At 62.4% G+C, this 17,130-nt stretch carries 15 protein-coding genes and 2 pseudogenes; 8 read left to right on the forward strand and 9 right to left on the reverse strand.

The annotated features are described in order from the left end of the window. Positions 1–17: 17 nt before the first annotated feature. Positions 18–1,496, reverse strand: coding sequence for a DUF853 domain-containing protein (locus tag LOY37_RS21865; protein WP_258715713.1), 1,479 nt, complete (start codon positions 1,494–1,496; stop codon positions 18–20). 313 nt (positions 1,497–1,809) lie between these two features. Between LOY37_RS21865 and LOY37_RS27665 the strand changes: the two are divergent. The 5 genes and pseudogenes from LOY37_RS27665 to LOY37_RS21885 form a co-directional block, all read left to right on the forward strand. Beyond that, a pseudogene (locus tag LOY37_RS27665) lies at positions 1,810–2,688 on the forward strand (cache domain-containing protein); the annotation flags it as partial. 261 nt (positions 2,689–2,949) lie between these two features. Beyond that, a pseudogene (locus LOY37_RS27670) lies at positions 2,950–3,546 on the forward strand (methyl-accepting chemotaxis protein); the annotation flags it as partial. Between the two features lie 202 nt (positions 3,547–3,748). Next, the gene (locus LOY37_RS21875) at positions 3,749–4,870 is read left to right on the forward strand and encodes a glycosyltransferase family 1 protein (RefSeq protein ID WP_258715714.1); all 1,122 of its coding nucleotides are present in this window, start codon (positions 3,749–3,751) and stop codon (positions 4,868–4,870) included. Beyond that, positions 4,863–5,624, forward strand: a complete 762-nt coding sequence (locus LOY37_RS21880; RefSeq protein ID WP_045197453.1) for a DUF2334 domain-containing protein — start codon at positions 4,863–4,865, stop codon at positions 5,622–5,624. The genes LOY37_RS21875 and LOY37_RS21880 overlap by 8 nt, the downstream gene beginning before the upstream one ends. Continuing rightward, positions 5,621–6,625: a lysylphosphatidylglycerol synthase transmembrane domain-containing protein gene (locus LOY37_RS21885; RefSeq protein ID WP_258715715.1), complete on the forward strand. Its 1,005-nt coding sequence runs from the start codon at positions 5,621–5,623 to the stop codon at positions 6,623–6,625. Before LOY37_RS21880 ends, LOY37_RS21885 begins: the two co-directional genes overlap by 4 nt. Here the strand turns inward: LOY37_RS21885 and LOY37_RS21890 are convergent. Next, complete coding sequence (locus LOY37_RS21890) at positions 6,600–6,773, reverse strand: hypothetical protein (RefSeq protein WP_176794221.1); 174 nt, start codon at positions 6,771–6,773, stop codon at positions 6,600–6,602. The two genes, LOY37_RS21885 and LOY37_RS21890, sit on opposite strands and share 26 nt — an antisense overlap. Positions 6,774–6,796: 23 nt before the next feature. Further along, positions 6,797–7,648, reverse strand: coding sequence for a formyltetrahydrofolate deformylase (gene purU, locus LOY37_RS21895; protein ID WP_045197450.1), 852 nt, complete (start codon positions 7,646–7,648; stop codon positions 6,797–6,799). Positions 7,649–7,962: 314 nt separating this feature from the next. On the opposite strand from purU, the gene mvaT reads away from it, so the two are divergent. Then, the gene (gene mvaT, locus LOY37_RS21900; protein ID WP_045197447.1) at positions 7,963–8,340 is read left to right on the forward strand and encodes a histone-like nucleoid-structuring protein MvaT; all 378 of its coding nucleotides are present in this window, start codon (positions 7,963–7,965) and stop codon (positions 8,338–8,340) included. A 74-nt stretch (positions 8,341–8,414) separates the two neighbouring features. On the opposite strand, the gene sbcB is transcribed toward mvaT, so the two are convergent. The 3 genes from sbcB to LOY37_RS21915 form a co-directional block, all read right to left on the reverse strand. Further along, positions 8,415–9,845: an exodeoxyribonuclease I gene (sbcB, locus tag LOY37_RS21905; RefSeq protein ID WP_045197445.1), complete on the reverse strand. Its 1,431-nt coding sequence runs from the start codon at positions 9,843–9,845 to the stop codon at positions 8,415–8,417. A 61-nt stretch (positions 9,846–9,906) separates the two neighbouring features. Then, a complete protein-coding gene (locus tag LOY37_RS21910; protein WP_045197442.1) occupies positions 9,907–10,266 on the reverse strand; it encodes a PilZ domain-containing protein in 360 nt (119 codons plus the stop codon). A 126-nt stretch (positions 10,267–10,392) separates the two neighbouring features. Continuing rightward, the gene (locus tag LOY37_RS21915; RefSeq protein WP_045197440.1) at positions 10,393–10,779 is read right to left on the reverse strand and encodes a tol-pal system YbgF family protein; all 387 of its coding nucleotides are present in this window, start codon (positions 10,777–10,779) and stop codon (positions 10,393–10,395) included. Between the two features lie 229 nt (positions 10,780–11,008). Here LOY37_RS21915 and pyk point away from each other — a divergent pair, with 229 nt between their 5' ends. Further along, entirely contained in the window at positions 11,009–12,460 is a 1,452-nt protein-coding gene (gene pyk, locus LOY37_RS21920) for a pyruvate kinase (RefSeq protein ID WP_045197438.1), read from the forward strand. A 143-nt stretch (positions 12,461–12,603) separates the two neighbouring features. Here pyk and LOY37_RS21925 read toward each other — a convergent pair whose 3' ends face one another. The 3 genes from LOY37_RS21925 to LOY37_RS21935 all read right to left on the reverse strand — a co-directional run bounded on the left by LOY37_RS21925 (position 12,604) and on the right by LOY37_RS21935 (position 15,181). Further along, on the reverse strand, positions 12,604–12,792 hold the full coding sequence (locus LOY37_RS21925; RefSeq protein WP_258715716.1) for a hypothetical protein: 189 nt from the start codon (positions 12,790–12,792) through the stop codon (positions 12,604–12,606). Positions 12,793–13,137: 345 nt separating this feature from the next. Then, on the reverse strand, positions 13,138–14,076 hold the full coding sequence (locus LOY37_RS21930; protein ID WP_045197436.1) for an iron-sulfur-binding ferredoxin reductase: 939 nt from the start codon (positions 14,074–14,076) through the stop codon (positions 13,138–13,140). After that, positions 14,069–15,181: a diguanylate cyclase gene (locus LOY37_RS21935; RefSeq protein WP_258715717.1), complete on the reverse strand. Its 1,113-nt coding sequence runs from the start codon at positions 15,179–15,181 to the stop codon at positions 14,069–14,071. The genes LOY37_RS21930 and LOY37_RS21935 overlap by 8 nt, the downstream gene beginning before the upstream one ends. A gap of 316 nt (positions 15,182–15,497) precedes the next feature. On the opposite strand from LOY37_RS21935, the gene LOY37_RS21940 reads away from it, so the two are divergent. Then, entirely contained in the window at positions 15,498–17,021 is a 1,524-nt protein-coding gene (locus LOY37_RS21940; RefSeq protein WP_045197431.1) for a fumarate hydratase, read from the forward strand. Positions 17,022–17,130: the final 109 nt, after the last annotated feature.

Genomic DNA, 17,130 nt, shown 5'->3' on the forward strand with positions numbered 1-17,130 from the left:
TTTTATGCCTGATGCAATCAGCGGCGCTTGCTGGCGCCGAGCAACGAACCCATCAGGCCCCGTACCAACTGGCGCCCGAACTGGTTGGCCGCCTGGCGTACCGCCGACTTGATCGCCTGCCCCGCTGCGCTTTGCAGGAACTCGCCGGCTTTGTCGGCCAAGCTCTCTTCAGCCGCAGCCGGCGCCTGCTCAGGCTCAGCGGCGCCGCCTTTACGGGCATTGAGCATTTCATAGGCCGATTCACGGTCGATCGGTTTGTCATAACGCCCGACCAAGGGCGAAGCGGCAATCAGCGCCGCCCGTTCGGCGGCGCTCAGCGGCCCGATGCGCGACTGCGGCGGGGCAATCAGTACACGCTGGACCATACCCGGCGTGCCCTTTTCCTGCAGGGTACCGACCAGCGCCTCACCGATGCCCAGCTCGGTTAGCACGCTCAAGGTGTCGAATTGCGGGTTGGGGCGGAAACCATCGGCCACGGCCTTGAGGGATTTCTGCTCCTTGGCGGTGAATGCCCGCAGGCCGTGCTGGACGCGCAGGCCCAACTGCGCGAGGACATCATCCGGCAGATCGCCCGGCGACTGGGTGACGAAGTACACACCTACGCCCTTGGAACGGATCAGCCGCACCACCTGCTCCAGCCGGTCCTGCAGGGCCTTGGGGGTGCCATTGAACAGCAAGTGGGCCTCATCAAAGAACAGCGCCAGCAACGGTTTGTCGGCATCGCCACGCTCGGGCAATTGCTCGAACAGTTCGGCCAACAGCCACAACAGGAAGGTCGCATAGACTTTCGGCGCCTCATGCACCAGGCGGCTGGCGTCGAGCAGGTGAATGCGCCCGCGACCATCGGCATCCGGCTGCAGGATATCTTCCAGTTGCAAGGCCGGCTCGCCAAACAGCGCCTCAGCGCCCTGCTGCTCGAGGGTTGCCAGGCGCCGCAACAGGGCCTGGCTGGAGCCGGTGGTCATCAGCGCACTGTCTTCACCGAGCAGTTGCGGGTTGTCCTTCAGGTGCGCCAGCAGCGCTTTGAGGTCCTTGATGTCGAGTAACAACAGGCCTTCGCGGTCGGCGACCTTGAACGCGGCATACAACGCCGCCTGCTGGCTGTCGGTCAGCTCCAGCAAATTGCCCAACAACAACGGGCCCATTTCGCTGAGGGTGGTGCGCAGCGGATGACCAGACTGGCCGTGAATATCCCACAAGCTGACCGGATAAGCCTGAGGCCGGTGGTTAAGCCAGGGCATGCCGGCAATGCGCTCGGCCACCTTACCCTGGGGGTTGCCCGCCGCGCCAAGGCCGCACAGGTCGCCTTTGACGTCGGCGGCAAACACCGCCACGCCAGCGTCGCTGAAGGCTTCGGCCATGTGTTGCAGGGTTACGGTCTTGCCGGTACCGGTCGCCCCGGCCACCAGGCCGTGACGGTTGGCCAGGCGCATGGCCTGGGCCACCGGCTGCCCGGCGAGGTCGGCGCCGAGCACGAATTGCGAAGAGTCAGGCATGTTTTTTCACCCTCTGTTTAAAGCTTTGGCTTGAAACGGCCGATATTAAATAGCGATAGACCACCAGGAAGACAGGAATAGCCCGACAAGGAATTGGGACCTGCACTGCTTTCACGCTGTTCTTTGTGCGAACGACCCGGATAACAAGACCTTAGCGGACCGACACGTTATGAACAAAAGCCTCCGATTCAGCCACAAGATCCTATTGGCCGCCTCGCTGATCGTCATGATCGCCTTTACCCTGTTTACCTTGTACAACGATTTCTTGCAGCGTAATGCCATTCGCGAGGATCTGGAAAACTATCTTGAAGAAATGGGCGAAACCACTTCGACCAATATCAAGAACCTGTTTGACGGTCGTATTCTGCTGGTACAAAACGTTGCACAAAACATTGCCGCGTTTCCCGAGGCTGACAAAGTCGGCACGCTGCTCGGCCAACAAGCGCTGGTCTCAAGTTTCCTGACCATTTACCTGGGTGACGTCAACGGCGGTTTCACCATCCGCCCACAGACCAAGATGCCCGACGGCTACGACCCGCGCGTACGCCCTTGGTATAAAGACGGCATGGCCGCCAACGGGCCGATCCTGACCGAACCTTATATTGATGTCAGCACCGGCAAGATGGTCATTTCGGTGGTGGCGACCGCTGCGCGCAACGTTGGCGTGGTCGGTGGCGACCTGGCCCTCGACGGCCTGACCGAGATCATCAACTCGCTGAACTTCGGCGGCATGGGCTACGCCTTCCTGATCAACGATCAAGGCAAGATCCTCGTGCACCCGGATAAAAACCTGGTGATGAAGTCGCTGTCGGACCTGTTCCCACAGAACACCCCGCGCATCAGCAAGGAACCGAGCGAGGTCGAACTTGACGGCAAGACCCGGATCCTCAGCTTCGCCCCGGTCAAGGGCCTGCCTTCGGCTAACTGGTACATCGGCCTGTCGGTAGACAAGGACGAGGCCTACTCGATGCTGAGCAAGTTCCGCACCTCGGCGGTGATTGCCACCCTGGTCGCCGTGGTCATCATCATTGCCCTGCTCGGCCTGCTGATCCGCGTACTGATGCAACCGCTGCACACCATGACCCGGGCCATGGAGGACATCGCCGAAGGTGAGGGCGACCTGACCAAGCGTCTGGCGATCCATAACCACGACGAATTCGGCATCCTCGGCACCGCCTTCAACCGCTTCGTCGAGCGCATCCACGGCTCGATCCGCGAAGTGTCCTCGGCCACCGAGCAGGTCAACGAAGTGGCCCTGCGGGTAGTCAGCGCCTCCAACTCGTCGATGGTCAACTCCGACGAGCAGTCCAACCGCACCAACAGCGTTGCCGCGGCGATCAACCAGTTGGGCGCCGCCGCCCAGGAAATCGCCCACAACGCCGCGCAAGCCTCGCAACAGGCAAGCTCGGCACGGCATCTGGCTGAAGAAGGCCAGCAGGTGGTCGATCGCAGCATCCAGGCGATGAACCGTCTGTCGGACCTGATCTGCACTTCCAGCGCACACATCGAGACGCTCAACAGCAAGACGGTGAACATCGGCCAGATCCTCGAAGTGATCACCAGCATCTCGCAGCAGACCAACCTGCTGGCGCTCAACGCCGCCATCGAGGCGGCACGCGCAGGGGAAGCCGGTCGCGGTTTTGCCGTGGTCGCCGATGAAGTACGCAACCTGGCGCACCGCACCCAGGAGTCGGCGCAGCAAGTGCAGAACATGATCGAAGAGCTGCAGGTCGGCGCCCGTGAATCGGTCGACACCATGGGCCAAAGCCAGCGCCACAGCCAGGACAGCGTCGAGATCGCCAACCAGGCCGGTGAGCGCCTGGGCAGCGTAACCCTGCGCATCGGCGAGATCGACGGCATGAACCAGTCGGTGGCCACCGCCACCGAAGAACAAACCGCCGTGGTCGATTCGATCAACATGGACATCAACGAAATCAACATGCTCAACCAGGAAGGGGTCGAGAACCTGCAGTCGACCCTGCGCGCCTGCGCCGACCTGGAGCAACAAGCCAGCCGCCTGAAACAACTGGTGGGCAGCTTCCGTATTTGAACTTGAGCGGCAAGCTACAAGCTGTAAGCTGCAAGAAGAAACAGAGCCTAGTGCGCTTGGCTTTTTCTTGCAGCTTGTAGCTTGCAGCTAGCCGCTACCGAACCCAATCGAACAAACTATCCTTCATAGAGGTCAACCTTAGGGCGCGTCTCCAGCGGCGAAAAGCCGCCTGGTGACACACTCTGGAGACGATCTCGGAGGGATGCTGATCGTGCACATCGCTGACATCACCATGTTCTACGCGCCCGCCAGCGGCGGCGTGCGTACCTATCTTGATGCCAAACACCGCCGCCTGGGCCTTACCCCCGGTGTTCGTCACAGCCTGTTGATTCCCGGCGCCAGCGCCAGCCACGATAACGGCATCTACAAGGTGCCGGCCCCGGCCCTGCCATTCGGCAACGGCTATCGCTTCCCCCTGCGCCTGGCACCTTGGCGCAATGTCCTGCACGATCTTCAGCCGGACCTGATCGAGGTCGGTGACCCCTATCTGACCGCCTGGGCGGCGCTGGATGCCCGGCGCCAGCTGGATGTGCCGGTGATCGGCTTCTATCACTCCGACCTGCCGTTGCTGGTGAGCAACCGCATGGGCAACTGGTTCACGCCCAACGTCGAAGCCTATGTCAGCAAACTCTATGGCAATTTCGACCGGGTGCTGGCGCCGAGTCAGGTAATGGCCGACAAGTTGCGCGGCCTGGGTATCGACAATGTCCATGTGCAGCGCCTGGGCGTCGACCTGGCAACCTTCCACCCGCAGCACCGTGACCTGTCGCTGCGCCGGCAACTGGGTCTCGCCGATACCACGCGCCTGCTGGTGTTCGCCGGACGCGGCTCGCGGGAGAAGAACCTGCCGGTGCTGCTCGACTGCATGAAACGTCTGGGCAAGCACTATCACCTGCTGCTGGTGGGCTCGCACATGCCGGCCACGGTGCCGGCCAACGTCAGCGTCATCGATCACTTCTGCCCGGCCGCTGAAGTCGCCCGCCTGCTGGCCAGCGCCGATGCCCTGCTGCACGCAGGCGACCAGGAGACCTTCGGCCTGGTGATTCTCGAAGCCATGGCCAGTGCCATTCCGGTCATTGCCGTGGCCGCCGGGGCCTTCAGCGAAATCGTCAACGAGCACTGCGGGCGCCTGTGCCCGCCCAACGATGGCCAGGCCATGGCCCGCACGGTGCGCGAGGTGTTCGAGGCCGGTGCCCGGCAAATGGGCCTGCAGGCCCGCGCCCATGTCGAGCAGCACTACGCATGGGACAGCGTAGTCAATGGCCTGCTCGAGCATTACCGGGCGGTGCTCGGCCACCCGATGCCGGTACGCGCTCATGCCTGAGCCTGCCGATCGCCCGAGCCTGCTGCTGGTGCTGCATGATGTCGCGCCGGAAACCTGGCCGGACTACCAACCCTTCGTCGAAGCCATCGACGCTCTGGGCAACATTCCCATGACCTGGCTGGTGGTGCCGGACTTTCACAAGCGCAATGCCCTGGAGCAGGCCCCCGGATTTCGCCTGATGCTCGACCGGCGCTTGCAGCGTGGCGACGAAATGGCCCTGCATGGCTACTTTCATGCCGATGACAGCCCGCCGCCGCGCTCGCCGCGGGACTACTTCATGCGCCGCATCTATACCTGGGAAGGCGAGTTCTACAGCCTCGACCAGCCCCAGGCGCGGCAACGCCTTGAAGCCGGTATCGACCTGTTCCGCCGCTATGACTGGCCCCTGGCGGGTTTTGTCGCCCCGGCCTGGCTGATGAGCGACGGCACCCGCCAGGCCTTGCGCCAACTCCCGCTGCGTTACACCAGCGACCCGCAGCACATCTTTCAATTGCCCGACTTCAGCCCGATCGCGGCCCCCGGCCTGGTCTGGAGCGCCCGCAGCCGTTGGCGCCGCGGGCTGTCGAAAGTGTTGTGCGACGTACGTGAGGCGCGCCTGCGCCAAGCGCCGGTGATCCGCCTGGGCCTGCACCCGGTGGACATGCGCCATGGCTTTTCCCGCCGCTACTGGCTGCAAACGGTCCAGCGCTTGCTGCGCCAGGGCCGCGAGCCGATGACCAAATCCGCCTGGCTGGCCAGCAGGCACCCTCGGTGAACCGCCTGCCCTGGCTGCTGATGGCGCTGATCGTGGCGCTGCTGGTGCCAGCCCTGCTCGGAGGCAGCGAGCTGTTGCCGCGCCTGCGTGGTTTTGCCCCGCACCTGCTGCTGGGCCTGTTCGCCATGATTGTAGTGTGCTGGATCATCAACGCCATGCGCCTGCGTCTGCTGCTCGGCAGCCAGGGCGCGGCGCTGGGGCGCTTGCGCAGCCTGGGGGTGATCATGGCCACCGAGTTTGCCATCTGTACAACGCCGGGCGGCAGCGGCGGGCTGCTGGCACTGATGGCCTTGCTGGCCCGCGATCGCATCGGGCCGGCGCGCAGCAGCGCGGTATTTGCTGCCGACCAGCTCAATGATCTGCTGTTCTTTTTCTGCGCCATGCTGGGGATCGCCGGCTACGCGCTGTTCCACAGTCTCAACCGCAGCCTGGAGGGCCTGCTGCTCAGCAGCGCGCTGTTGATGTTCACCGCCTTCGCCACCCTGCTCGGCTTACTGCGATACCGTCGCGCGCTACTGCGCCTCAATGGCCGGTTGCTGCACAGGCTCAAGGTGTCCGCCCGCAGGCGCCGACGCTGGACGCGCAAGCTGCTGCACTTCTTTCGCGCCCTGGGCGAAACCTGGCGGCTACCCAAACGCACCCTGGCGCTGGTGTTTGCCCTGACCTGCGTGCACTGGGGGCTGCGCTACAGCGTGCTGTACCTGGCGTTGCGCGGGCTTGGGGTCGATCTGCAGTGGATACCGAGCTTCCTGGTGCAGATGCTGTCGCTCAGCGCCGGGCAATTCAGCCTGCTGCCGGGCGGTGCAGGCGCGGCTGAAATGACCTCGGCCGCATTGCTTTCGCCTTTGGTGGGCACATCGACCGCGGCGGCGGCCATCCTGATCTGGCGGCTGGTGACCTACTATTTCTACCTGGTCGCCGGTGGCCCGGTGTTCCTCTGCCTGCTGGGTCGGCCGCTGCTGGAGCGCTGGCGGCTCAGTCAGGCGCGGGTTCGTCGCTAGCCGGCTTGAGCTGCTCCCAGAGCTCGGCGGCACCGGGAAAATCGGTGCCGTCTTCGCTGTCCAGCGCATCCGGGTCGTAGCGGCTCAGGCAGCCCTCGCCGAGGGTCGGCGGGGCCTTGGAGGTAGCCTTGTCGAGTGGATCGGCCATCGGCCAACCTCCGGCACTGAGGCTTAGTTGAACACCACGGTCTTGTTGCCGTGGACCAGCACGCGGTCTTCCAGGTGATAACGCAGGCCGCGGGCCAGGACCATTTTCTCGACGTCACGGCCGAAACGCACCATGTCTTCGATGCTGTCGCTATGGCTGACGCGAACCACGTCCTGCTCGATGATCGGGCCGGCATCGAGTTCTTCGGTGACGTAGTGGCAGGTCGCGCCGATCAGCTTGACGCCGCGCAGCGACGCCTGGTGGTACGGTTTGGCGCCGACGAACGAAGGCAGGAAGCTGTGGTGGATGTTGATCACCTGCTGGGCGTATTCCTGGCACAGTTGCGGCGGCAGGATCTGCATGTAGCGCGCCAGTACCACCACGTCGGCACCGTGCTCCTTGACCAGGCGCGAGACTTCGGCAAAGGCCGGCTGCTTGTTCTGCGGATCGACCGGCACATGGAAGAACGGGATGCCGTGCCACTCGACCATGCTGCGCAGGTCGTTGTGGTTGGAAATCACACAGGGAATGTCGCAGTCCAGTTCCTTGGCATGCCAGCGGTGCAGCAGGTCGGCCAGGCAGTGGGACTCGCGGCTGGCCATCAATACTACGCGCTTCTTCTGGTCGGTATCGGTGATGCGCCAGACCATCGAGAACTCTTCGGCGATCGGTGCGAAGGCTTCACGAAATTCCTCGATACCGAACGGCAGGGTTTCGGCGCGGATTTCGTGGCGCATGAAGAACCAGCCGCTCTGCTCGTCGGAGTGGTGGTTGGCTTCGTTGATCCAGCCGTTATAGGACGCCAGGAAATTACTGACTTTGGCGACGATGCCAACGCGGTCGGGGCAGGCAATCACCAGCCGGTAGGTGCGCATGAAATGGACTCCAGAAACTTTCGCAAAGGCGCACATTCTAGCGAGTGCCCGGCAAAACTGCAGTACTCATTGCACGCGCCCTGTCGCCTGCCCGGGTGGCGCGGTAGAGGGCACTGCCGTGTAGCGCTGCGGGCTGGCGATCAAGTTAACTATTGGAAAAACCACTTAGTTTGTAAATTTTTCTTAACCTAATCCCTCAAGGTGTTTAAGCATTCATTGAGCTAATTGCCTGCTTAAATGTTTACTTGGGGGTACTGTCTGATTATTATTGCCGCACTGTCTGTCCAAAATCCTTCATTTCCAAGGAACGCCTCATGTCCCTGATCAACGAATATCGCGCTACCGAAGAAGCCATCAAAGAACTGCAAGCGCGTCTGCAGAACCTGTCGCAAGACGACAAGCTGCAAACCGAGCTGGAATTCGAAGGCAAACTGCGTGCACTGATGGGCGAATATTCGAAGTCCCTGCGTGACATCATTGCGCTGCTGGATCCAGAAGCCAAACTGAACAAAGCCCCGCGCGGCGCGGTTAAAACCACCGGCACCAAACGTGCGCGCAAGGTCAAGCAATACAAAAACCCGCACAACGGTGAAGTCATCGAAACCAAAGGCGGCAACCACAAAACCCTGAAAGAATGGAAAGCCAAATGGGGTGGTGACGTGGTTGAAGGCTGGGCAACCCTGCTGGGTTAATAAGCCCGCTGGTAACCTTGTGTTACTCGCTAAAAACGCCAGCCTTGCTGGCGTTTTTTATTTTCAACGTTTGCTTACATTCCCAATTGCAACTTAAGCGCCTGCACATGGTTACGCCACTGGCCGAGCAACAGCTGTTGCTGGGCGTCGGCGTCCAGCCAGCATTCCTGCAGGGCCCGCTCGAAATCCCCAAGGGTATTGGGCGCGCCCATCAACGGGTCGCTCAGGCGTTGCTGGCAGAAGGTTTGCCAACGCTGGCGTTCCTCGGCATTCAAGGTTTCGCTGAAATTGCGTGCGCGATAACGAAACAACAATTCTGGCAAACGTTCATCATCGAACATCCACTGCCCCTGCCCTAGTTGCTGCGGATCGACACTGCGCACTTGCTCGCACAAACGCCGATCACGATCGCCAAGAAAGCCATCATACAACTGCTGTTCCGGGTCTTCGCTGGGAGCAAACTCCTCGGCGCTATAAACCAGCGGCAATTTCTCCTGCCATTGCCCGGCGGCGGCAATCAGACTCGCCGCGCGCGCCTGATAAACAGCCATATCCAGTTGCAAACGCTGCTGATCTTCGCCACGCAATACACTCAACGGGGCGACCACCGGGCAGCGATTGATATGGATTAATTTCAACGGCACCGGCAATTGTCCGTCAGGCATTTCCTCACGACGAGTGTATAAACGCTGACGCAGTGAATCAGCATCCTCATCTATCAAGGGCTGAACATCCAGGTGCAGGTCACAGACAATCAAGGCATTGCGATTGCGCGGGTGCCAGGCCAGAGGTAATACCACCCCCAGATAATTGCGTGCCGCAGAGAAACGGCCAGAGATATGCACCATCGGTTGTAATAATCGAATCTGGTCGAGGACTTTCTGCTTGCTGCGCAGTTGAAACAACCAGTCATAAAGCTTGGGCTGTTTCTGTCGGATCAATCGCGCAAGTGCAATGGTGGCGCGCACGTCAGACAACGCTTCATGGGCCTGGCCATGGTCGATGCCATTGGCGGCAGTGAGCAACTCCAGGCGCAAACTGGTGCGCCCGTCCTGTTGTGGCCACTCGATACCGTCCGGGCGCAGGGCATAAGCAGTGCGTACGATGTCGATCAAGTCCCAGCGGCTGTTGCCGCCCTGCCACTCGCGGGCATAGGGATCAAAAAAGTTGCGATACAGGCTGTAGCGGGTGACTTCGTCGTCGAACCGCAAGCTGTTGTAGCCGGCGCCACAGGTGCCGGGGCGGGCCAGTTCGGCATGCACCCGGGTCATGAACTCGGCTTCGCTCAAGCCGTTGGCGGCCAGTTGCTGCGGAGTGATGCCGGTGACCAGGCAAGCCTTGGGATGCGGCAGGATATCGGCGCTGGGCTGGCAATAGAAGTTGATCGGCGCCTCGATCTCGTTGAGGTCAAGGTCGGTGCGCACCCCGGCGACCTGCAAGGGCCGGTCGTTGCGCGGGTTGATACCGGTGGTTTCGTAGTCGTGCCAGAAAATGCTGGAGCTCACGGGGTCGTCCTGAACAGAAGGTCGCCCAGAGTCTAGGGCCAGCAGCCCGTCACGGCCAGCGTCAGGCCGAAGCGTTCAACGGATGGAAGCTGAAATAGTTACGCAGGGCACGCACCAGTTGCTCGTAGTCACGTGGCGCCTGCAGCAGCATGAAACCCGAGTCGTAATGCCCGGGCGTCTGGTCTTCATGGCTCCACAGGCAACTGGCGGTGAGGTTGATCAGGTGCACTGCGCCATCGCGGCCCGGGACTTTGAGCTGCAACTCGAAATCCGGGCCGACCAGCATCGGCAGCTGGCTGATCAGCATCAGGCCGTCTTCGGACACATTTCCCAGGTAGCCGATGGGCTGGTCGGTGAAGCGGTTGAAGACTTTGAGAAAATAAGGGAGCTGGTGACGCTCGATGCGGCGCTCGTCAAACATGGTCGGGATCGCTGTCGAAGACCCTTTTAGCAGGGCCGCGCTAGGGCTGCTGTTTTTCATTCATTTCAGCAACAAGATTAGCGCACCCTGACCCGCGCGTCACAATCAGACCTGCTGACTTTAGTATTAACGCCAAGGCGTGGTGGTTGCCGGGCGGGCAATCGCCGCTTCGCCGCTGCGGTAGTGGCCCAGTTGTTCGAGGGTCTGCAGCCGGGCACGGGCACGGAACGCGTACTCGCTCTGCGGGTAGCGCTGAAGAATGAACTGGTAGGTCTGCGCCGCATCGACGAATAATTTCTGCCGTTCCAGGCACTGGCCACGCAGCAGCGACACTTCCGGCTGGATGAACGGTCGGGCGCGGCTGGTGCGCTCGACCTGGGACAGCTCGAGCATGACCTTCTCGCAGTTGCCCCGGTCATAGGCGCGGTAGGCGTTGTTCAAATGATGGTCCATCGACCAGCGGGTGCAACCGACGACGCTGGTGGCCAGGGCTAAAACGATCAAGGCTCGCATGGGGGATCTCCTGTATTGAGCAGTGTATCGGCTTTGTGCGGAAAATCTGTAGACATGGCTGGCTGCACTGGCCTCATCGCGGGTCAAGCCCGCTCCCACACCAGCGGCGCTCGGGCCCTGTAGCCGTTCAAATGCCACCCGCGCTAACCGCCAGGTAGTGCAAAGGAACAATGACTACAGCGATTTTCCGGAGTAGCCTTTCGCTGCGCTTCACTATAGGAGTCTGTGCATGACCATCCGCCGTACCAAAATCGTCGCCACCCTTGGCCCCGCCAGCAACTCGCCGGAAGTGATCGAGCAACTGATCCTCGCCGGCCTGGATGTCGCTCGCCTGAACTTCTCCCACGGCACGCCTGACGAGCACAAGGCTCGCGCGCGCCTGATCCGCGATATCGCTGCCCGCCTGGGCCGCCACGTGGCGCTGCTCGGTGACCTGCAAGGGCCGAAGATCCGTATCGCCAAGTTCAGCAACAAGCGTATCGAACTCAAGGTCGGTGACCGCTTCACCTTCTCCACCGCCCATCCGCTGACCGAAGGCACCCAGGATATCGTCGGCATCGACTATCCGGACCTGGTCAAGGACTGCGGCGTCGGCGACGAACTGCTTCTCGACGACGGCCGCGTGGTCATGCGCGTAACCAGCGCCACCGCCGACGCCCTGCACTGCGAAGTGCTGATCGGCGGCCCGCTGTCCGACCATAAAGGCATCAACCGTCGCGGCGGCGGCCTGACAGCTCCGGCGCTGACCGAAAAGGACAAGGCCGACATCAAGCTGGCAGCCGAAATGGACCTGGACTACCTGGCCGTTTCCTTCCCGCGCGACGCCTGCGACATGGAATACGCCCGTCGCCTGCGCGACGAAGCCGGCGGTAGCGCCTGGCTGGTGGCCAAGATCGAGCGCGCCGAAGCGGTCGCCGATGACGAGACCCTCGACGGCCTGATCGCCGCCAGTGACGCGGTCATGGTTGCCCGTGGCGACCTGGGCGTGGAAATCGGCGATGCCGAGCTGATCGCGATCCAGAAGAAGATCATCCAGCACGCCCGCCGCAACAACAAGGCGGTGATCGTGGCGACCCAGATGATGGAGTCGATGATCCAGAACCCGATGCCGACCCGCGCCGAAGTGTCCGACGTGGCCAACGCCGTGCTGGACAACACCGATGCGGTGATGCTCTCGGCCGAAAGCGCCGCCGGCGCCTACCCGATCGAAGCAGTACAGGCCATGGCGCGCATCTGCCTGGGCGCGGAAAAGCACCCGACCAGCCAGAAGTCCAGCCACCGTCTGCACACCCGCTTCGAGCGCTGCGACGAAAGCATCGCCCTGGCGGCCATGTACACCGCCAACCACTTCCCCGGCGTCAAGGCGATCATCGCCCTCACCGAAAGTGGCTACACCCCGCTGATCATGTCGCGCCTGCGTTCCTCGGTGCCGATCTACGCGTTCTCGCCGCACCGCGCCACCCTGGCTCGCGCTGCGATGTTCCGTGGCGTGTACCCGGTGGCTTTCGATCCGGCAGCCCTGCCGGCGGAGAAAGTCAGCCAGGCGGCAGTCGACGAGTTGCTGCAGCGCGGCGCGGTCGAGCCAGGTGACTGGGCGATCCTGACCAAAGGCGACAGCTACCACACCATCGGTGGTACCAACGGCATGAAGATCCTGCACGTCGGTGATTCGCTGGTCTGATGCTCAGGCCCTGCTGAACAAAGCCCCGTAGCCTGTGCTGCGGGGCTTTTTTTTGATTCTTCACGGAATCCCTGGGGCTGTGATTCTTGGGTTGTTGCGGGCTTATCCATTCGGTGTGGCGCCGCTGCTGGCCCCTTCCGCCCTTACGGCGGGTCCCTTTTGTTCTTGGTGTACGGACCGGACACGTGGTGGACACATGTACGGGCGGCGCCTGCACTGATGTATCTGCGAAAGCTGATGTTGGCGAAGCCATGCTGACGCAGGAGCGGGACAAGCCCGCTGATAAAACGAGCACCAACTTGTTTGGTCTTGATCTTGATCTTGATGTTCATGCACGTACTTCCAGGCGCCGCAAAAAGCGACTTCAGGAGGCCGAGCGTAGGTGCCTGTAGGGGCGGTGCGCAGCACCTTCGGCGGCAGCCGAAGACGCGAGATGTAGACTTGCGAAGCAAGTCGTAGGCCGCGATGCCCCGGAAGGTGCCGTAGCGAGGGGACCCGAAGCGCAGCGTAGGGCCGTATGCAGGAGCAAGCGGTTTTGCCTACTTCTTCCCAAGAGAAAAGTAGGCCGCCGTAAAGGCGGAAGGGGCCAGCAGCAGCCCCACACTGAATGGATAAACTCGCAGCCTCAACATCCCAACCCGGGATTTTGTGAAGAACCTTTTTTTACCTGCTCGGAATCAGGCGTGGCCAATAAAAACATCGGCAAGCAACTGATTGCGCGGCAGGCCGGCGAGAAACATGCGCCGGGCAAACTGCTCGACACTGGCCGCCGAGCCACAGGCCAGGGTCACGGTCTGGCGTGACGGCAGGCGTAGCGCCGCCAGAGCCTGGGGCAACTGCTGCGGGGTCAGCAGCTCGACCTGCAGTTGCGGATGCTGGCTGGCAAGCGCCGTCAGTGCGGGCGCCAGGTAATGTTCCTGCGGGTCATGGGCCAGGTGCAGCAGGCGAATCGGGCCGTGGTGTTCCTGGCGCAAGGCTTCGCGCACAATCCCCCATAACGGCGCCAGGCCAGTGCCGGCGGCCAGCAGCCACAACGGGCGCTCCTGCCAGTCCGGATCGTAATGCAAGGCGCCGCCGCGCAACTCGCCCAAGCGCAACGTCGCACCGATAGTCAGTTGCCGGGCGGCATCGCAGAAGGCACCGGGTTGCCGGCAATCGAGGTGAAACTCGAGAAAGCCCTCCTCCCCCGGCAGGCTCGCCAGCGAATAAGGCCGGGCGACCCCGTTCGGGCTCCACAACACCAGGTGCTGGCCGGCCTGGTAGCGTAGTGCCCTTTGCGGCTCAAGCCGCAGGCGCAGCACCGTCGGGCTCAGCCAGTCGAGGCCGCTGACCTCGGCCGGCAGGCCATCTGCGAGCGGGTCGAACAAGGCCACCTGCAAATCTTCTTCGACACTGCATTGGCACGCCAGGCGCCAACCTTGCTGGCGTTTGTCCGCCGCCAGGGCATCGGGCCGGGCATCTGCGGGCTGGCCTTGCAGGCAGCGCACCAGGCAGGCGTGGCAACTGCCGGCACGGCAACTGTAGGGCACCGCCAGCCCGGCATCATTAAGGGCATCGAGCAGGTTGCTGCCCGCGGCCACCTGCCATTGTCGCTCAGCGACCCGCAACTCAGGCATCGACGGCCTCCCAGGCGGCCAGGCAGCGGTTGCGCCCACAGTGTTTGGCCCGGTACAAGGCCTGATCGGCACGTTGCAAGGCGTCGTCGAGATCATCGCCAGGCGCCAACAGGGTCAGCCCGGCCGACAGGCTTAACGGTTCGACGCGCAAGCCGACCGCTGGCGGCTGGGCCAGGGCAAAGGCCTTGCGCAAGCGTTCACAACAGCTGAACAGCTGCGCTTCGCTGCAATCGGGCAGCAACAGCACGAACTCTTCGCCACCGTAACGGGCCAGCACCGCAGTGTCGCCCAGGCAATCGCTGGCGATCGAGGCGAAGGCTTGCAGCACCTGGTCGCCGGCGGCATGCCCATAGACATCGTTGATTCGCTTGAAATGATCGAGGTCGATCAACGCCAGGCCGTGGCTACTGTCTGCGCGCATGCGCGCAAGCTCGCGGCTGGCCAGGCTGAGAAAATGCCGACGGTTGAACAGCCCGGTCAGTTCGTCGGTGGCCACCAGGTCTTCAAGCTGGCGCATCATGCCGCGCAAGGTGTCCTGATGGGCTTGCAAGGCATAGCGGCGTTGGCGCATGCGCTGGCGAGCGGCCTGCACATAGCGGGCATACAGGCACAACCAGCACAGCACCACCAGCAAGGCACTGGCCTGCAACGCCAGCAGCGAACCGGCGAAATGCGGCACCTGCCAGGCCTCCCAGGCAATCAGGCCGAAGAAGCTGCACAGCACCAGCAGCGCGCAGCGCACGAACACCCGCCCCCTCAGGTGAAACAGGCCGAACATCAGAATCAACGGATAAAACATCAGAAAAGTACCGCGGCCCTGGTCAAGCTGGGCCAGCAGCCAGGTTTGCCAGGCAATCGCCAGCAACACCTGGAATTCGGTCAGGCTCGGGTCGCCAAAGCGCAGGTTGCGGCCACTGGCAAACACCCAGCCGAGCAGCAACTGGCTCATCAGCAACAAGCCGCTGCCCAGCAACAAGACATCCAGGGAGGCTTGCAGATGGCCATTCAACAGCGCAACCCAGACCAGCGCCAGCACCAACAGATAGGTGCCGGCCGCCATGAGAAAACGTTTGAGGAGAAGCTTCTGCAGCGCTGTTTCGGTCACAGGTGGCTCACCGTGCTCTGGCCAGGGCAGAGGAATAAGGCATGGCCAACCGCCACTTTAGGGTGTGTGAAGAATAATTGCCATGTTTGCACATATCGGCCCTGGCAGGCATTCAGGCAAGAACAGTGCCCGGCCACTGCCGACCTTGGTGGGGACCTTTGGTACGTGTGCCAACCGCGGATGCGCGCTATACTGCCGCGCCTTTTTTGCGCCGACAGCCTTGCGTTGGCGCCTGTTGAAGGTCGTTTCGACACCTCGGCCAGTCCGCGTCGGAATACCTTAATGAATGTTCCCGTCTTTAAGAGGAGCGCGCTGCATGACCGTGATCAAGCAAGACGACCTGATTCAGAGCGTTGCCGACGCCCTGCAGTTCATTTCGTACTACCACCCCGTTGATTTCATCCAGGCCATGCATGAGGCCTATCTGCGTGAAGAGTCGCCGGCTGCGCGCGATTCCATCGCCCAGATCCTGATCAACTCGCGCATGTGCGCCACCGGCCACCGGCCGATCTGCCAGGACACCGGTATCGTTACCGTGTTCGTGCGCGTCGGTATGGATGTGCGCTGGGACGGCGCGACCATGAGCCTGGACGACATGATCAACGAAGGCGTGCGCCGCGCCTATAACCTGCCGGAAAACGTCCTGCGTGCATCCATCCTGGCCGACCCGGCCGGCGCGCGTAAGAACACCAAGGACAACACCCCGGCGGTCATCCACTACTCCATCGTCCCGGGCAACACCGTGGAAGTGGACGTAGCGGCCAAGGGCGGCGGCTCCGAGAACAAGTCGAAGATGGCCATGCTCAACCCGTCCGACTCGATTGTCGACTGGGTACTCAAGACCGTTCCGACCATGGGTGCCGGCTGGTGCCCACCGGGCATGCTCGGTATCGGCATCGGCGGTACCGCCGAGAAAGCCGCGGTGATGGCCAAGGAAGTCTTGATGGAGTCCATCGACATCCACGAGCTCAAGGCCCGTGGCCCGCAGAACCGCATCGAAGAGATCCGCCTGGAGCTGTTCGACAAGGTCAACCAGCTGGGCATCGGCGCCCAGGGCCTGGGCGGCCTGACCACCGTGCTCGACGTCAAGATCATGGATTACCCGACCCACGCCGCCTCGTTGCCGGTGTGCATGATCCCCAACTGCGCCGCCACCCGTCACGCCCATTTCGTGCTCGACGGTTCCGGCCCGGCCGACCTGGAAGCGCCATCGCTGGACGCCTACCCGGAGATCGTCTGGGAAGCCGGCCCATCGGCCCGCCGCGTCAACCTCGACACCCTGACCCCGGAAGACGTGCAGAGCTGGAAGCCGGGCGAGACCATCCTGCTCAACGGCAAGATGCTCACCGGTCGCGACGCTGCGCACAAGCGCATGGTCGAGATGCTCAACAAGGGCGAAGAACTGCCGGTCGACCTCAAGGGTCGCTTCATCTACTACGTCGGCCCGGTTGATCCGGTCGGTGACGAAGTGGTTGGCCCGGCCGGCCCGACCACCGCAACGCGGATGGACAAGTTCACCCGGCAGATCCTCGAGCAGACCGGCTTGCTGGGCATGATCGGCAAATCCGAGCGCGGCCCGACCGCCATCGAAGCGATCAAGGACAACAAGGCCGTGTACCTGATGGCCGTCGGCGGCGCTGCCTACCTGGTGGCCCAGGCGATCAAGAAGTCCAAGGTCCTGGCCTTTGCCGAACTGGGCATGGAAGCGATCTACGAGTTCGAGGTCAAGGACATGCCGGTCACCGTCGCGGTCGACAGCAACGGCGAGTCGGTACACATCACCGGCCCTGCGATCTGGCAGCACAAGATCGCTGAAAGCCTGGCGGTGGAAGTGAAGTAAGCCTCAAGGTTTGCTGGTACAAGAAAGCGGCAGGTGGATTATTCCCCTGCCGCTTTTTTGTTGCCTGTACGGACCTCATCGCTGACGAACAAGGACACCATTGACCGCC

The organism is Pseudomonas sp. B21-012, assembly GCF_024749305.1.
GTDB lineage: Bacteria > Pseudomonadota > Gammaproteobacteria > Pseudomonadales > Pseudomonadaceae > Aquipseudomonas.